This is a genomic window from Streptomyces sp. NPDC055013, assembly GCF_053608645.1.
The window spans coordinates 177,514-193,794 of the sequence record NZ_JBSGVW010000008.1; the positions used below are offsets into that span (position 1 = coordinate 177,514).

The following is a 16,281-nucleotide window of genomic DNA, read 5'->3' on the forward strand; positions in this document are numbered from 1 at the left end:
CGTCCTCGGGCTCGCGGCCGCGGGTGCCGCCTACGCGGTGGACCAACGCGGAGGCGCCCCACGGAGCGGGCGACAGCGAGTCGTCGCGGGACAGGTCCCGCAGCGGGCCGAAACCGTTCGGCACTGAGGTTCCTCGTCGCGGGCGCGAGCAGGTTCCGATCGGTCGCGCCCACGCGGTGGTGGCCGCACATCGATTGCCGCCCCGCGCCCCTTGGGCGGCGCCCTGTCGGTGTCCTGTCGGTTCTGTCGGTGAGCTGTCGGTGGTTTGTCGGTGCGGCCTGACAACGTCGTCCCCATGACGCGAATCGACAAGAACCCCGGCGGCGTGAGCAGCGCCGTATCCGTGCGGGGGTTGGTCAAGCACTACGGCGAGACCAAGGCTCTGGACGGGGTCGACCTGGAGGTGCGCGAGGGCACCGTGATGGGCGTGCTCGGGCCGAACGGGGCCGGCAAGACCACTCTCGTGCGCATCCTGTCCACCTTGCTGACGCCGGACGCCGGAGAGGCCACCGTCGCCGGATACGACGTCCTGCGGCAGCCCCGGCAGCTGCGGAGGGTGATCGGGCTGACCGGTCAGTACGCCTCCGTCGACGAGAAGCTCCCCGGGTGGGAGAACCTGTACCTCATCGGGCGGCTCCTGGACCTGCCCCGCAAGGAGGCGCGCACGCGTGCCGACGAGCTGCTGGAGCGGTTCTCACTGACCGACGCGGCCAAGCGGCCCGCGGCGACCTACTCCGGCGGCATGCGGCGGCGGCTCGACCTGGCCGCCTCCATGATCGGCCGGCCCACGGTGCTGTTCCTCGACGAGCCGACCACGGGGCTCGACCCACGGACCCGCAACGAGGTGTGGGCCGAGGTCAAGGCCATGGTCGGGGACGGCGTGACCGTGCTGCTGACCACCCAGTACATGGAGGAGGCCGAGCAGCTCGCCTCCGAGCTGACGGTCGTCGACCGCGGCAAGGTCATCGCGGGCGGAGGCATCGAGGAGCTCAAGGCCAAGGTGGGCGGGCGCACCCTGCGGATCCGGCCGACCGATGCCCTGCAGCTGCGGCCCCTCGCCGGATACCTCGACGACCTCGGCATCACCGGCCTCGCGACGACCACCGTGGACACCGAGACCGGCACCCTGCTCGTCCCGGTGCTCAGCGACGAGCAGCTCACCGCCATCGTCGGCGCCGTCACCGCGCGGGGCGTCACCCTCGCCTCCATCTCCACCGAACTGCCCAGCCTGGACGAGGTGTTCCTGTCCCTCACCGGCCACCGTGCCAGTGCCCCGCAGGACGCCGTGCCCACCGACGACCGCGAGGAGGTCGCCGTATGAGCGCCGCCACCACAACTGCCCACCCGGCGGCCGCCGCCGACGCCCGCATCTCGTTGCGGGCGCACCTGCGGCACACCGGTGCGCTCGTGCGCCGCAACCTCCTGTGGATCCGGCAGGACCCGGAGTCGATGTTCGACGCCATCCTGATGCCGATCGTCTTCACGCTGCTGTTCGTGTACGTCTTCGGCGGCTCGATCGGACAGGCGCTCGGCGGCGGCCAGGAGGACTACGTCCAGTACGTCGTGCCCGGCATGATGGCCATGATGGGCATGAGCATGGCCATGTCGGTCGGGACCGGGTTCAACCAGGACTTCAACACCGGCGTCATGGACCGGTTCCGGTCCCTGCCGATCGGGCGCGGCTCGGTGCTCTTCGCCAAGATCGCGGTAGAGCTCCTGCGCATGATGATCGCCACCACGATCATGCTGATCGTCGGTGTCCTGGTCGGCTTCGACATCACCAACTGGGTCGGGCTGCTCGCGGCCGTGGCGCTGGCGGCGCTGTTCGGGTCGGCGCTGATGTGGGTGTTCCTCACCCTCGGTGTGATCCTGAAGAGCGCGCAGTCCGTGCAGGGGCTCGGCTTCCTGGTGCTGATGCCGCTCCAGTTCGGCTCGTCGATCTTCGCGCCGACCACGTCGATGCCGGGCTGGCTGCAGTCCTTCACGGACGTCAACCCGCTGTCCTCGCTCGCGGACGCCGCGCGCGGCCTGATGGTGGGCGGCCCGGTCGCGCACGACCTGTGGGTGACCGTCGCCTGGTCGGTCGGCCTGACGGCGATCATGGCGCCTATCGCGATCCACAAGTTCCGCACGAAGAACTGACGTTCCGTACGCGGAACCGACCGTCCGTACGAGGAACCGGCGGACGTCAGATCAGGGCGGTGGCCTCCCGGGAGGAGAGGCCACCGCCCTCCGTGTACGCCACCTCGTAGGCCGCGTCGCCGAGCACCGCGCGGGCGCGTTCCGCCGCCCCTTCGTACACCTTGCGCTCGTGTGTCGACGCGACGTACCGGGCCGGCAGCAGCCCGTCGGCGGCGCCGAGGCAGCGGGCGGCGTCACGGGTGCGGCAGCCGCCGTCGACGCGGGCCAGGGCGTAGGCGGCGGTGCTCAGAAACGCCGAGCGCATGTTCGGGGCGATGGCCTCGGACAGCGGTTCCTCGGCGCGTTCCATGGCGCGCTTGATCGTGTCCAGGGATCGCGTGTACCGGCCGTCGGCCGCGTCCAGCCAGGCCTCCGCACCGAGAATGTAGGCATCGAAGACGACGAAGTGGGCGATCTTGAACTGCTCGCGCAACAGCCGGAGTTGCTCACGCGCCTCGGCGATCCGGCCGCTCATGCCGAGCCGGCCGGCCAGGATCAGCCGGGCGAACGGCATCGCCTGGTCGTTCCCGCCGCTCGCCTCGTCGATGACCGCACGCAGCAGCCGCTCGCCCCGCTCCACCTCGCCCGCCTCGATCATGACGCTGCCGAGCCGGGCCCGCAGTACGCCCTTCTGGGCGTGGGCGCCGAGCCGTTCGGCACGCTCGATCGCCGCCTCGTAGTTCGCGGCGGCCCTGTCCCACTCACCCTTGCGTTCGCAAGCCTCGGCGCGCGCGGCGAGGGCCTCGGCGGTGCCCCACAGGTCGCCCAGGCGCTCGTAGATCTCCAGCGACTCCTCGGCATCGCGGATGGCGTCGCCCTCGCCCGCCCAGTCGCTGCGGTTGGCGTACATGTTGGCGCGCCACTGCAGGCTCGCGGCGAGCTCCCAGTCGTACCCGGGCGTCTCGCGGGAGGTGCGGACGGTGGCGTCGAGGACGATCCGCAGCCGCTCCACGTCCCCGGTGAGCATGACGGCGAAGATCCAGAGGTAGCCGGGCAGCCGGCAGGTCTGCGGCATGCCCGGTTCGTAGGTGGCGGCGATGGCCCGCAGCTTGGCCTGCGCCGCGGGGGTCTGCCAGGCATCCAACTCGGTGTCCATGCAGGCGAGATGGACGAGGTGGACGCCGCGCCGGGCCTCTTCGAGGGCCTCCCCGGTCCACGGGGGCGGGGTGTCCGTGCAGCGTTCCCACACCGGCTGCGCCGGGCGGACCGGATCGGTGAAGGGGTCCGGGCCGAGGGCCTGGACCTCGCGGGACCAGTTGCGGGCATCGATCCGCAGCTCGCGCATCTGCCAGTACCACGCCAGCGACAGGATCAGACACATCGCCTCCTGCTCGTCACGGTCGGCGACCGCGTGGCGCAGGGCGATGCGCAGGTTCTCGTACTCGCGCTCCAGCCGGTCGATGGCGGCGAGCTGGCCGGGCCCGCGCAGCAACGCGTCGGTGATGCGGGCGAGTTCGCGGTAGTACGTCAGGTGCGCGCGCTCGGCCTCGGCACGACGGCCGGTCTCGTCGAGGCGCTCGCCGGCGTACTCGGCGACGGTCTCCAGGAGCCGGTAGCGCATCGCGCCGTCCGCCGACGGGGCGGCCACCACCAGGGACTTGTCGACGAGCGAGCCGAGCGAGTCCAGGGCGGCGGGCCCGCACACGGCCTCCGCGGCGGTGAGGTCGCAGCCGCCCGCGAAGACGGACAGCCGCCGCAGCACGTCGCGTTCGTCCTCGTCGAGCAGCTCCCAGGACCAGTCGACGACCGCACGCAGGGTCTGCTGGCGGGGGCGGACGGTGCGGCTGCCGGAGGTGAGGAGGCGGAAGCGGTCGTCCAGACGGTCCGCGATCTGGCGTGGGGTGAGCATGCGCAACCGGGCGGCGGCAAGTTCGATGGCGAGCGGGAGACCGTCGAGGCGCAGGCAGATCTCGGCGCAGGCCGCGGCGGTCTCGTCGTCGGCGTCGACGCGGAAGCCGGGCCGGGCGGCCGCTCCCCGGTCGGCGAGGAGCCGCAGCGCGACGGGCTCGGGCAACGGCTCGACGGGCCGCAGCAACTCCCCCGGTACGCCGAGGGGTTCGCGGCTGGTGGCCAGCACCGTCAGCTCCGGGCAGCGCTCCAGCAGCTCCGCGACGAGGCGGGCGGCGGCCTCGACGACGTGCTCGCAGTTGTCGAGGATCAGCAGCATCCGGCGTTTGCCGCAGTGCTCGGCGAGCCGCTCGACGGGGTCGTCGTGCCGGTCGGAACCGGCCCGCATGGCCTCGGCGCCGGCGCCGTACAGCACGGTCTCGCGGGCACCGACGGCGGTGAGTACGGCCTCCGGCACGGCCTCGGGGGCGTCGACCGGCGCGAGCTCGGCCAGCCACACCCCGTCCGGGGCACCGTCCCGCACGCTCTCGGCGGCCTCCTGCGACAGCCGCGTCTTCCCGGCGCCACCGGGGCCCAGCAGCGTGACGAGCCGGGCGGTGCCGAGGTCCCCGCGGATGGCCTCGATGTCGGCTTCCCGGCCGACGAAGGAGGTGAGCCGGGCGCGGAGGTTGCCGGGGGGTGGGGTGAGCCGCGGTGCGCCGGGCGGGTCGGCGGAGGCGTCCGTGCGGGCGGTGAGGCCGCCGGGGGCGGCCGGGGCGTCGGGTGTGTGGTTCCGGCCGGGCGCGGGGCCGGCGGTACGGGCCGCGGGCGCGGCGGGAACGCCGAGGGTGCTCGGGGGGCCGGGGGCCTCCGCCTCGCCGGGCGCGGCCGGGGGGCGCGCGCCGGGGCCGGTGCGCGTGCCGGACCCAGCTGTGCCTGCGTCGGCGGGCCTCGTACGGCGCGCTTCGGTGTCGGGGGCGCCGAGGGGGCCGGATCGGTGGGCCTCGGGGACGGCGGACATCCTGCCGTGGCCCGGACCGTGGGCACCTGCGTCCACGTCACCGAGCGGGCGGACGCCATGCCCACCCCGCGCGGTGCCGGATCCGTCGTCCACCCGCTGGCCGTGCCCGCGCGCACCGCCCCCCGGGCGAAGCAGCTCCGCGTGCAGGGAGCGCAGTTCCGGGCCCGGGTCCGAGCCGAGGCGGTCTGCCAGGAGGCGTCGTACGTCCTCGTAGGCAACCAGGGCCTCCGCCGTGCGGCCCGCGTCGCGCAGGGCGCGCAGGCGCAGGGCCTGGAGGGGCTCGTCCAGGGGGTGGCTGTCGCACAGGGCGGTCAGTTCCGGCAGGGACTGTTCGGCGTGGCCGAGGGCGAGGGCGGCGGTGTGGCGGGCGCGCAGCGCGTCGAGGCGCCGGGTCGCCCGGCGGGCCGCCTCGGCGGTGCGGTCGGGGAGGTCGGCGAGGGCGGGCCCGCGCCACAGGGCGAGGGCGTCGTCGAGGACGACGGCGGCCTTGGCGGGGTCGCCGTCGGCCAGCGCGCGCGTGCCCTCGCCGACGAGCCGCTCGAAGCGGTGCAGGTCGATGTCGTCGGGCGCGGCGGCGAGCCGGTAACCGCCGTCCGCCGAGACGATCGCGTCCGCGCCGAGGGCACGCCGCAACCGCCCGACGAGCGCCTGCAACGCCCCCGAGGCGTCAGCGGGCGGCGCCCCTTCCCACACCTCGTCGACCAGCATGCCCGCCGGCACGGTCCGGCCGCCCCGCAGCGCGAGCACGGTGAGCAGGGCACGCAAGCGGGCCCCGCCGACAGGAATGGGGCTGCCGTCGGGGCGGAGTACCTGGGTGGTGCCGAGGATGCGATAGCGCACGGGGTCCATTGTCTCTGGTGGTCGTGGGGCCGGTCACGGCATTGGGCGGCGGGGCGGGGCGGCTGCGGGGCGGGGTGCGGGGGGCCGTCGGGTGCGGTGCGCCCGCCCACGTACGCCACCCGCCACAGCCCATGCCCCCACCTTCCCCGGAACCTACGGCCCACCGCGAGACGTTTTCCGGGTGCGCCCGGTACGGTCGGGCAGTCCCGACGTCCCGCCGTCCCAGGAGCCCGTCCTCATGACCACCGCTCTCACCCGCCGCAGCGACCGGCGGATCAGCCCCGTCTTCGTGGGGATCCTGGCCGTCACGGCGGTGACGGGCTGGGCCACCTGGACCGGGTTCGCCGAGCAGCCAGGCCTGGCCGTGTTCCTTTTCGTGACGGCCGCCTGGATCGTGTCCCTGTGTCTGCACGAGTACGCACATGCGCGTACCGCCTTGCACAGCGGGGACATCTCGGTCGGCGCGAAGGGCTACCTCTCGCTCAACCCTCTCAAATACACACATGCCCTGCTCAGCATCGTGCTCCCCGTCATCTTCGTGATCATGGGCGGCATCGGCCTCCCGGGCGGTGCCGTCTTCATCGAGCGCGGGCGGATCCGGGGGCGCTGGCGGCACAGTCTGATCTCGGCGGCCGGGCCCCTGACGAACGTGCTGTTCGCCGTCGTGTGCACCGCCCCGTTCTGGCTGGACGCCCTGGACGGCGTGCCCAGCGACTTCCGGTTCGCGCTCGCCTTCCTCGCGCTGCTCCAGGTCACGGCGGCGATCCTGAACTTCCTGCCGGTGCCGGGCCTGGACGGCTACGGCGTGATCGAGCCGTGGCTGTCGCACAAGGTCAGGCGCCAGGTGCAGCCGTTCGCGCCGTTCGGGCTGCTGTTCGTGTTCGCGCTGCTGTGGGTGCCGGAGGTCAACGGCGTGTTCTTCGACATGATCGACGCCGTGCTGCGGGGCCTCGGCATCAGCGACTTCGACACGTACTGCGGTTACGACCTGTTCCGCTTCTGGCGGGACTCGAACGAGCTCTGCTCGATCAACGCGTGACCCGGTTCGTGGCTCAGCCCGTGACCGAGTCCCGCCGCTCGTCCCTGGCCCGCTTCACGTAGTACCAGCACATGTTGCTGGACAGCCCCGCCAGCAGCACCCACACGATCCCCAGCAAGCTGCCCTGCGTGAACGAGACCACGGCCGCGGCCACGGCGAGCACACAGACGATCAGGGCATAGACACCAAGGCGGGGCATTTCACTCGGCTCCTTCGGGGGACACTGCTACGCCGACCAGTGTCCCCCATCCCGTCACACGTCGGTGACGCGGAGCCCCGCGTGCGCCTTGTAGCGCCGGTTCACCGAGATCAGGTTCGCGACCAGCGACTCCACCTGGTGGGCGTTGCGCAGCCGCCCCGCGAAGATGCCGCGCATGCCGGGGATGCGGCCCGCGAGCGCCTGGACGATCTCGACGTCCGCCCGGTCCTCGCCGAGGACCATCACGTCGGTGTCGATCTCGTCGATCTCCGGGTCCTCCAGCAGGACGGCCGACAGATGGTGGAAGGCCGCGGTCACCCGGGAGTCCGGGAGCAGGGCGGCGGCCTGCTCGGCGGCGCTGCCCTCCTCCGGCTTCAGCGCGTAGGCGCCCTTCTTGTCGAAGCCGAGCGGGTTGACGCAGTCGACGACCAGCTTGCCGGCCAGCTCCTCGCGCAGGGATTCGAGGGTCTTGCCGTGGCCCTCCCACGGCACGGCGACGATCACGATGTCGCTGCGCCGCGCGCACTCGGCGTTGTCGGCGCCCTCGACGCCGTGCCCGAGCTCCTCGGCGGCGGACTCGGCGCGCTCGGCCGCCCGCGAGCCGATGATCACCTTCTGGCCGGCCCGGGCGAGCCGGTAGGCAAGGCCCTTGCCCTGCGGCCCGGTCCCGCCGAGCACGCCGACGACGAGCCCGGAGACGTCCGGGAGGTCCCAGGGGTCCTTGGCGGGAGCCTTCGCGGGCGTCCCGGCGGGCTGCTGTGCACTGTCGCTAGAGGTCATGCGCCGACTTTACGTCCGCGCCGCCCGGCCCCCTGGCTCAGGTGAGCTCCGTCACGGGCACCCGCCGGAAGGTGATGGTCTCGTACGCGCTGAAGTCGCCGGTCTCGTAGAGGAGTCCGACCGCCTCGTCGTCGATCCGTACGAGGTCCGAGTAAGCGGCGGGCAGTCCGTCCACCGTGTGCGCCGACCGCCAGGTGATGCCGCCGTCGGTGGAGGCGCGGATCGTCATCAGGGCGCGGAAGCCGGGGTCGGCGGGGCCGGAGTAGAGCAGCACGTCGGGGTCGCGCAGGTGCAGGGCGCTGCCCTCGCAGACGGGGGCGGCGAGGCCGGCCTGCGGACGGAAGGGTTTCACCAGGGTCGCGCCGCCGTCCTCGGAGTAGGCGTCGGCCCGGGTGCCGGGGGACGTGGAGTCGTTGCGGGTGTTGAAGTAGACGCGCCCGTCGGGGAGTTCGGCGGCGGTGGTCTCGTTGACGTTGACGTAGCCGTCGGTGTTGCCGTCGACGTACCCGATGCGCCAGGTGGCACCGCGGTCGTCGCTGAGCAGGCAGTGGCCGCCGTTGTACTTGCCCTCCGTGCCGTTGTCCCGTCCGGACGGCGGCAGGGAGTGGTTGGCGGGGACGACGACCCGGCCGCCGGCCAGTTGGACGGCGTGGCCGGGGGTGGTGGCGTACCAGCGCCACTCCGGCCGTTTCGTGCCCTTGGTGATCTCCGTCGGCGCGGACCAGGTCGCGCCGTCGTCGTCGCTGTGCTGGACCCAGACCCGCCGCCCGTCCGCGGCGCTCACCACACCGCGGCGGATGGCGCTCTCGGTGGCGAGGGCGGCGTTGCGGACGTGGACGAGCAGGATGCGGCCGGTGTCGAGGACGACGGGGGCCGGGTTGCCGGCGAGGTCGTCACCGTGCTTGGCGGCGACCTGGAGCGGGCCCCAGGTGCGGCCGCCGTCGGTGGAGCGCTTCAGCACGATGTCGATGTTCCCGAAGTCGTCGTGCGAGCCGACCCGGCCCTCGCAGAAGGCGAGGAGGGTGCCGGTGGAGGTGGCGACGACGGCCGGGATGCGGAAGCTCGCGTAGCCCTCGCGGCCGGCGCGGAAGGGGACGCTGGTCTCTGCCATGGGGGGCTCCTCGGATGGCCGGTCGCCATGGCTCGGTCGGCGGTGGCTGCGCGGCCGGTGTACGGACGGATGTGCGGGACAACGAGTCCATCTGCCCAAGTCGGGCGAATTCGTGGTGAACTCCGGGTCACGAGTGGTCGGTTGCGGCAGGATGCGGTCGCATGGATGCCGTACGTGTCGCGTTGTTGCGCGAAGTGCTTGCCGGAACCGAGTGGTTGGGAGCAACCCGGCGGTTCGCGGGTGCGCTGCGGACGGCGGCGGTGGCGCACGGGGGCGGGCTGCTGCTGGTCGGCACACCGCAGTACGAGCCGTGGCATCTGGCGGCCCATCTGGTCGACGAGGCCGCGTGGTCGGGCACTCCGGAGCTGGCCCCGACACTCGTACGGCATCGTGCGCGCGCCTCGGATCCGGCGCATCTGGCGGTCGGCCTCGGGCGGTTGGCGGCGGCGCGGGGCGGGGAGACGCTGCTGGTGGTGTCGCCACAAGGGCCGGGAGCGCCGCTTCTGGAGCGGGTGCACGACGCCCGGCTGGCCGGCGCGACGGTGCTGGCGCTCGGCACCGACGAGGGCGAACTGACGTCGATGGCCCACGAGACGCTGACCGTGCCGGAGGGTGCGGAGCTGGACCTGGACACCGTGCAGCACCTGGTGAGCGCGGCGGCCGGCGAGAACGCGCTGCCCGCTCCGCGGGGTCGCCGGCGTTTCCGGGACCGCCTGTCCCGCCTGGCGGACTCCCTGACGGCGCCGCCGCCCTCGGGCTGGTGACCCGTCGGCCGGTGCCCGGCGCCTCGCCCGCAAAACCGTTTGCCTCGCAGCACCGCACCGCCTGAGCATGGCCCTTCGTGACCGACGACTCCCCCACTCCCCCCGCGCCGCCTTCCGGCCTCCGGGCCGTACTTCCCGATCTCGCCCCGTGGCGGGCCTCCGTCGACTTCCGGCGGCTGTGGCTGGCGGGGCTGGTCACCTACTTCGGCAGCTTCCTGACCTTCGTCGCGCTGCCCGTGCAGATCAAGGAGCTGACGGGGTCCGCCGCGGCGGTCGGGGCGATCGGCGCCGTGGAGCTGGTGCCGCTGATCGTGTTCGGGCTGTACGGGGGTGCGCTCGCCGACGCGCTCGACAAGCGGAAGCTGATCGTGTGGACGGAGGCCGGGCAGGCGGTGCTCAGCGCGGTGCTGCTGGTCAACGCACTGCTGCCGAGCCCCGCCATCTGGCCGCTGTACGTCGTCGCCGCGCTGTCCTCCGCCCTCGTGTCGGTCCAGCGCCCGGCCATGGACGCCCTGCTGCCCCGGATCGTGGCCCACGACCACCTCCCGGCCGCCGCCTCGCTCAACGCGCTGCGCTGGCAGGTCGGCGGCGTCGCGGGCCCGGCCCTGGCCGGTGTGGTCGTGGCGTACGCGGGGCTCGGCTGGGCCTACGGCGTGGATCTGCTGACCTTCGTCGTCTCCGTGCTGCTCGTGCTCGGGCTCGCCCCCTCCCCCGCCTCCCACGAGGCCGCGAAGCCGTCCCTCAAGGCCATCGCCGAGGGCGCCCGCTACGCCTGGAACCGCAAGGAGCTCCTCGGCACGTACGTGATCGACATCGCGGCGATGCTGTTCGCGATGCCGCTCGCCGTACTGCCGTTCCTCGCCGACGAGTTGAACGCCCCTTGGGCACTGGGGCTGATGTACTCGGCGATCCCGGCCGGGGCGATGCTGGTGAGCCTGACCAGCGGCTGGACCTCGCGGGTGCACCGGCACGGGCGGGCCGTCGTGGTGGCGGCGGCGCTGTGGGGCACGGCGATCGCGGCGGCCGGTGTCTCCGGGAACGTATGGCTGGTCCTGCTGTTCCTGACCCTCGGCGGCGCCGCCGACATGGTCAGCGGCATCTTCCGCGGGGTGATGTGGAACCAGACGATCCCGGACGAGCTGCGCGGCCGGCTCGCCGGGATCGAGCTGCTGTCGTACTCGGTGGGCCCGCAGCTGGGCCAGACCTACGTCGGCGGCATGGCGGCCTGGCGGGGCGTGCGGACGTCGATCTGGTCGGGCGGGCTGCTGTGCGTGGGTGCCGTGGGGCTGCTGGCGCTGTGTCTGCCGAAACTGATGACGTACGACGCGCGGACGAACGAGCACGCGGTACGGCTGCGGGAGCAGCGGGCGGCGGCAGCGGCCGCACAGGCGCCGACGGCACAACCCGCGTCGGCGCCCGCGGAGGGCTGATCAGTCGTCGTCCGCCGGGCGGCTCGGGGCGTCGTGCCACCGCGGGTCGCCCTCCCACTCCAGGTTGCGCTCACGGGCGAGGTCCATCGCCTGCTGGGCCTCCTGCGGAGTGGCGTACGGTCCGAAGCGGTCCTTGGCCGGGCAGTCCGGCCCCTCCTCGACCTTCTTGTGGACGAGGCAGTAGTACCACTCGCCCGGCTTGCCGACGGTCCGCTTCTTGAACAAGGCCATGTCCGGCTCCTCTCGCCATCGTCATGTTCCCCCATGCCCGCTGGTTAGACTCGCTGGCATGTCTGGCCAGTCGCTGCTCGTACCAGGGGAGCTCTCCCCCACCCGTTCCGTGCCCGGAAACATCCGTCGCCCCGAGTACGTCGGGAAGCCCGCGCCGACGCCGTACACGGGTCCGGAGGTGCAGACTCCACAGACCGTCGAGGCGATGCGGGTGGCCGGCCGGGTCGCCGCGCGGGCGATGGCCGAGGCGGCGAAGCTGATCGCGCCCGGTGTCACGACGGACGAGCTGGACAAGGTGGCGCACGAGTACATGTGCGACCACGGCGCCTACCCCTCCACGCTCGGCTACCGCAACTTCCCGAAGTCCCTGTGCACCAGCGTCAACGAGGTGATCTGCCACGGCATCCCGGACTCGACGGTGCTGCGCGACGGCGACATCGTCAACCTCGACGTGACCGCGTACATCGGCGGGGTGCACGGCGACAACAACGCCACGTACCTGGTAGGCGACGTCGACGAGGAGAGCCGCCTGCTGGTGGAGCGCACCCGTGAGTCGCTGAGCCGCGCGATCAAGGCGGTCAAGCCGGGCCGCCAGATCAACATCATCGGGCGGGTCATCGAGTCGTACGCCAAGCGCTTCGGCTACGGCGTGGTCCGCGACTTCACCGGCCACGGCATCAACTCGTCGTTCCACTCGGGGCTGATCATCCCGCACTACGACAGCCCGCACGCGACGACGGTGATCCAGCCCGGCATGACCTTCACCATCGAGCCGATGCTGACGCTCGGGACGCACGAGTACGACATGTGGGACGACGGCTGGACGGTCGTCACGAAGGACCGCAAGCGCACCGCGCAGTTCGAGCACACACTGGTGGTGACGGAGACGGGGACGGAGATCCTCACGCTGCCGTAACCGAGCAGGTCACCTGGCCCGTCCTTCGCCCTGCGGAGGGCGGGTTTTCTCGGTACCCTTTTACCGACACAGCGTCGGCAAACCTATTGACTTAGGTAAGCCTAACCTCAGAAAATACTCCCATGGACTCCTTCTCGACAGTCATCCGCACCGCCTCCCACGAGCAGCACGTGGAGGCGGAGACCTCGACGTTCATGAGCGACCTGCTCGGCGGCCGGCTGGGCGTGGACGCGTACGCGCGCTACACCGAGCAGCTGTGGTTCGTGTACGAGGCGCTGGAGACCGGCACCGAGCGGCTGGCGTCGGACCCGGTGACCGGCCCCTTCATCCAGCCGGAGCTGTTCCGGCTGACGTCGCTGGAGCGGGACCTGGCGCATCTGCGGGGTCCGCGGTGGCGGACGGGCCTGTCGGCACTGCCCGCGACGCAGGCGTACGCGGACCGGGTGCGGGAGTGCGCCGACGCGTGGCCGGCCGGCTACATCGCCCACCACTACACGCGCTACCTCGGCGACCTCTCCGGCGGCCAGATCATCCGCGACAAGGCGGAGAAGACCTGGGGCTTCGCCCGCAAGGGCGACGGGGTCCGCTTCTACGTCTTCGAGGAGATCACCAACCCGGCGGCGTTCAAGCGGGGTTACCGCGAGCTCCTGGACCGGGTCCGCGCCGACGACCTGGAGAAGCAGCGGATCGTGGCGGAGTGCAAGAAGGCGTTCGCCTTGAACACGGCGGTGTTCCGGGCGCTGGGCGAGGAGTTCCCGCTGAGCGCCTGAGTGTCCGAGAGCCTGAGGGGCTGAGGTCTGAGGGGCTGAGCGTCCGGGCTCAGCGCTCCAGGAGGACTCGCCCTCCGATCTCCACCCAGCCCTCGGGCTGCGGCGCCGTGAGGATCTGGGACCCGGCTCCCTGGGTGATGTTGAGGGCGCGGCCCAGGCGGTCGGTGAGCAGCAGGGCGGCCGCGCCGGTCGCCTCGTCCTCGTCGATGCCGTCGCCGCGGCCGGGGAAGCCGCGGGCCCTGACCCGTCCGGCCGCCTCGTCCTCCCACGCCCAGGCATAGATCCACTCACCTGGCGGGGGCACGTCGAGGTCGTCCACCTCGGCCGCCGTCCCGTACTGCCGCAGGGTGCGCGGCGGGGCCCACTCCGCCCGGGCCTCGATCCAGCTGAACTCCCCGTCCAGCCGTGCCCCGACGACGCCGGCCGGAGTGATCAGTTCGGGCACGTCGAGGAGCCAGGCCGTGCCGACGCAGGGGTGACCGGCGAAGGGCAGGCGCAGGGTCGGGGTGTAGATGTCGATGACTCCGCGCTCGGGGTCGTCGACGAACACGGTCTCGCTGAAGCCGAGCTTGCCGGCGAACGCCTGCCGCTCAGCCCGGTCGGGCAGGACGGAGCCCTCGCGGACGACGCCGAGTTCGTTGCCGTATCCGCCGTGGGGGCCGCAGAAGACGCGCAGGACGTCGAAGTCAGTCACGGGGAAATTGAAACATCACCCGGGCCGCGAGCTCGTCCCAGGCGGCGGCTCCGCCGGACAGTGGCAGGAAGCGGGTGGGGGGCACGCCGTAGGGCAGCGAGGCGATCGTTTCGCCGTACGCCCTCTCCATGGTGGCCCGCCGGTGTTCCGCGCCCGGGTCGTCGGCGTGGTCGGCCAGCCCTTGCACTCGGTGCTCGTGGGCCTCGGTCACCTCCTCGGCAGCCCGGCGCCACTGCTCCTCGTCGGGCACCCGGCCCAGCTCCACGCACTCCGGCGTCCGGTCCTCCGCCAGCGCCGCCACCGCCCTGTCGTGACCGTCGAGGATCACCCAGCCGTCCAGGAAGGTCACCCACCACAGCAGGACCGGCGCTAGTGAGCCGTCACGGGCGTGCTTGCGGTACGCCTTCACCCGCGCGGCATCCGGTGCCGAGAGCCGGCGCAGCGGCACGACTCCGTGCCAGCCGCCCCCGCAGTACAGCTCCAGCCGGCCGCCGGGCCAGTCCCGCACGAAGTCCTCGATCCAGATGCCCGGCGGGAAACCGGTCCGGCGGGCCAGCTCCCAGCGTCCGTCCCGCAGCGGGGTCCCCTCCGCCTCCTCCAGCCAACGCGCGTACTGGTGCGGCCAGTTGACCGAGGAGCGCATGGCTGACGAGCGCAGCGGCGGAAGCGGTGAGCGGTAGCCGTCGAGGCGGTGCAGATGGAGCTCCGGGCAGCAGCCCTCGCCCACCGACCGGCCCAGCAGCACAGGGCGGTCCCCCTGCCGCAGCAGCAGCCGTCCCCGGTCCGCGGTCTCGAAACGCAACGCCGGCGGGCCGGGACGGTCTCGTACGTCCAGTACCAGCCGCCCCGGCCCCAGCAGTTCTCTGTGCCCCCTGTTCATGGGGACAGTCTTACGCCTCGGTACGCCGCCTGCGCATCGCGACCACCACGGCCGCGCCCGCGGCTGCGGTCACCGCGGCGGCCGTACCCAGCGCCGCCACCGGCACGTCCGAGCCGGTGTTGGCGAGGCCGCCCGTCACACCGCCGGTCGTCGAGCCCGTGCCGCCGGTGGTCGAACCCGCCGTGCCGGAGGAGCCGCCGGTGGAACCACCCGTGGAGCCGCCCGTGGAGCCCCCCGTCGAGCCGTCGCCGCCGGGCAGGTCCGCGTCGGCGGTCAGGGCCACCGCCAGGTCGACCGGGTCGAGTTCGGTGCCGGCGGTGTAGAAGCCGCCGAAGGCCTTCGCGCCGGCCTCCGTGAGGGTGGCCTTGACGTCGTCGACCGTGATGACGTCGTCCTGCGCGGTCAGGTCGGACTCGTTCGCCTTCAGGTCGGCCAGCACCACGTCGTCGGTCTTCTCGCCGAGGCTGGTGACATCGGCGGTGAGTTCGCCGGTGCCCTCGTCGAGGGTCGCGCGGAGGTTGTTCAGGGTGAGGTCGAGGCCGTAGCCGTCGTTCTCGCCCTCGCCCTTGTGGCCCTTGAAGTTGACGGCTCCCTCGAAGTTCGCGGAGAGGGTGCCGGCGTCGGTGTCGTACTCCCCCGTCGCGTCGACGAAGGTGAAGGCACCGTTGCCGGTGGCCTGCGAGGCTCCGTCCGACGTCGTGATCTCGCCCTTCGCCACCGTGCCCACGACGTACGAACGGAAGGACTGCTTGACGCCCCAGTCGAGCGTGCCGTCGGCTATGTCGCCCTGGGCCGGGGCCTCGGAGGCGGACTCGGAGGGGTCGGCGCTCGTGGACGGCGAGGCGGACCCGGTCGCCGTGGCGGTCGGGCCCGGGGACTGCGTGGCCGTCGCGGTCGGCGTCGGGGTGGGGCTCGGGGACTGCGTGGCGGTGGCCGTCGGCGTGGGCGACTGGGGCGGCGTCTTCTGTACGACGGTGAGCGGGTCTCCCGCCGCGCCCTCGTAGCTGGCGCTGCCGAAGACGTCCGCGGCCTCCTTCGTCAGCTTGGTCGCCATGTCGGTCATCGCCCGGGTCACGGTGATGTCGGCGAGCGGCACGTCCTGCGCGGTCGTACCGGACTTGGTGACGTCGGCGGTGATCTCGGCGGCCGCGCTGTCGAACCGCACGTCGGACAGGGCGATGTCGAAGCCGTGCAGCTTGGAGACGATCTGGAGGTCGCCCTGGAAGCCGAGGTCGACGGTGTGGGCCGTGGAGTCGTAGGTGCCGGTGCCGTCCGTGAAGGTGAACGCGCCGTTCCCGGCGGCCTGCGAGGCGCCGTCCTTCGCGGTGAAGCTGCCGGCCGCCATGCCGGTCACGTAGGTGCGGTACGACTGCTTGATGCCCCACGTCAACTCGTAGCCGCTGAGCGGGACTTCGGCCGCCGAGGCGGTGCCGGCGCCGAGGGTGGCGAGTGCGGTGGCGCCCAGCGTGGCCGCGGTGGCGACAGCGGCGGCGAGGGTGACGGGACGGCGTCTGCGGGAAGTGGCGGACATGCTCGGGGTTCTCCTTGCGGTGGGTGGGAGTCCGCCGCGGCGGCCGGGGGCGGCGCGGGCACGGCGG

15 protein-coding genes are annotated in these 16,281 nt (G+C 72.7%); 7 read left to right on the forward strand and 8 right to left on the reverse strand.

The window, feature by feature from the left end; translation table 11 throughout:
• Positions 1-295 precede the first annotated feature (295 nt).
• Positions 296-1,321, forward strand: a complete 1,026-nt coding sequence (locus tag ACWGDB_RS13305; RefSeq protein WP_453822516.1) for an ATP-binding cassette domain-containing protein — start codon at positions 296-298, stop codon at positions 1,319-1,321.
• Positions 1,318-2,142 (forward strand): ABC transporter permease, encoded by an 825-nt coding sequence (locus tag ACWGDB_RS13310; RefSeq protein WP_453822517.1) that lies wholly within the window; start codon positions 1,318-1,320, stop codon positions 2,140-2,142. Before ACWGDB_RS13305 ends, ACWGDB_RS13310 begins: the two co-directional genes overlap by 4 nt.
• Positions 2,143-2,188: 46 nt before the next feature.
• Here ACWGDB_RS13310 and ACWGDB_RS13315 read toward each other — a convergent pair whose 3' ends face one another.
• Positions 2,189-5,878: an AfsR/SARP family transcriptional regulator gene (locus ACWGDB_RS13315; protein WP_453822518.1), complete on the reverse strand. Its 3,690-nt coding sequence runs from the start codon at positions 5,876-5,878 to the stop codon at positions 2,189-2,191.
• Between the two features lie 229 nt (positions 5,879-6,107).
• Between ACWGDB_RS13315 and ACWGDB_RS13320 the strand changes: the two genes are divergently transcribed.
• Entirely contained in the window at positions 6,108-6,908 is an 801-nt protein-coding gene (locus tag ACWGDB_RS13320) for a site-2 protease family protein (protein ID WP_453822519.1), read from the forward strand.
• A 13-nt stretch (positions 6,909-6,921) separates the two neighbouring features.
• Here ACWGDB_RS13320 and ACWGDB_RS13325 read toward each other — a convergent pair whose 3' ends face one another.
• The 3 genes from ACWGDB_RS13325 to ACWGDB_RS13335 are packed head-to-tail and all read right to left on the reverse strand — an operon-like array spanning position 6,922 to position 8,998.
• Positions 6,922-7,107, reverse strand: coding sequence for a hypothetical protein (locus tag ACWGDB_RS13325; protein ID WP_453822520.1), 186 nt, complete (start codon positions 7,105-7,107; stop codon positions 6,922-6,924).
• Positions 7,108-7,161: 54 nt separating this feature from the next.
• Positions 7,162-7,887 carry an NADPH-dependent F420 reductase gene (npdG, locus tag ACWGDB_RS13330; protein WP_453822521.1) on the reverse strand — a complete coding sequence of 242 codons (726 nt, stop codon included), beginning with the start codon at positions 7,885-7,887 and terminating at the stop codon, positions 7,162-7,164.
• Positions 7,888-7,924: 37 nt separating this feature from the next.
• On the reverse strand, positions 7,925-8,998 hold the full coding sequence (locus tag ACWGDB_RS13335) for a sialidase family protein (RefSeq protein WP_453822522.1): 1,074 nt from the start codon (positions 8,996-8,998) through the stop codon (positions 7,925-7,927).
• 161 nt (positions 8,999-9,159) lie between these two features.
• Between ACWGDB_RS13335 and ACWGDB_RS13340 the strand changes: the two genes are divergently transcribed.
• Both ACWGDB_RS13340 and ACWGDB_RS13345 read left to right on the forward strand, forming a co-directional pair.
• The gene (locus tag ACWGDB_RS13340) at positions 9,160-9,762 is read left to right on the forward strand and encodes a hypothetical protein (RefSeq protein WP_453822523.1); all 603 of its coding nucleotides are present in this window, start codon (positions 9,160-9,162) and stop codon (positions 9,760-9,762) included.
• Between the two features lie 77 nt (positions 9,763-9,839).
• A complete protein-coding gene (locus ACWGDB_RS13345) occupies positions 9,840-11,192 on the forward strand; it encodes an MFS transporter (protein WP_453822524.1) in 1,353 nt (450 codons plus the stop codon).
• Here ACWGDB_RS13345 and ACWGDB_RS13350 read toward each other — a convergent pair whose 3' ends face one another.
• Positions 11,193-11,423, reverse strand: a complete 231-nt coding sequence (locus ACWGDB_RS13350) for a hypothetical protein (RefSeq protein ID WP_453822525.1) — start codon at positions 11,421-11,423, stop codon at positions 11,193-11,195.
• Positions 11,424-11,481: 58 nt separating this feature from the next.
• Between ACWGDB_RS13350 and map the strand changes: the two genes are divergently transcribed.
• Both map and ACWGDB_RS13360 read left to right on the forward strand, forming a co-directional pair.
• Positions 11,482-12,339 (forward strand): type I methionyl aminopeptidase, encoded by an 858-nt coding sequence (map, locus tag ACWGDB_RS13355; protein WP_453822526.1) that lies wholly within the window; start codon positions 11,482-11,484, stop codon positions 12,337-12,339.
• Between the two features lie 122 nt (positions 12,340-12,461).
• Positions 12,462-13,109, forward strand: a complete 648-nt coding sequence (locus ACWGDB_RS13360) for a biliverdin-producing heme oxygenase (protein WP_453822527.1) — start codon at positions 12,462-12,464, stop codon at positions 13,107-13,109.
• A 49-nt stretch (positions 13,110-13,158) separates the two neighbouring features.
• Here ACWGDB_RS13360 and ACWGDB_RS13365 read toward each other — a convergent pair whose 3' ends face one another.
• From ACWGDB_RS13365 to ACWGDB_RS13375, 3 genes are read right to left on the reverse strand one after another with little or no spacing between them, the layout of a single operon-like run.
• A complete protein-coding gene (locus ACWGDB_RS13365) occupies positions 13,159-13,803 on the reverse strand; it encodes a PhzF family phenazine biosynthesis protein (protein WP_453822528.1) in 645 nt (214 codons plus the stop codon).
• Entirely contained in the window at positions 13,796-14,683 is an 888-nt protein-coding gene (locus ACWGDB_RS13370; RefSeq protein ID WP_453822529.1) for a hypothetical protein, read from the reverse strand. The genes ACWGDB_RS13365 and ACWGDB_RS13370 overlap by 8 nt, the downstream gene beginning before the upstream one ends.
• Positions 14,684-14,693: 10 nt before the next feature.
• Complete coding sequence (locus ACWGDB_RS13375; protein ID WP_453822530.1) at positions 14,694-16,214, reverse strand: HtaA domain-containing protein; 1,521 nt, start codon at positions 16,212-16,214, stop codon at positions 14,694-14,696.
• Between the last annotated feature and the right edge of the window lie 67 nt (positions 16,215-16,281).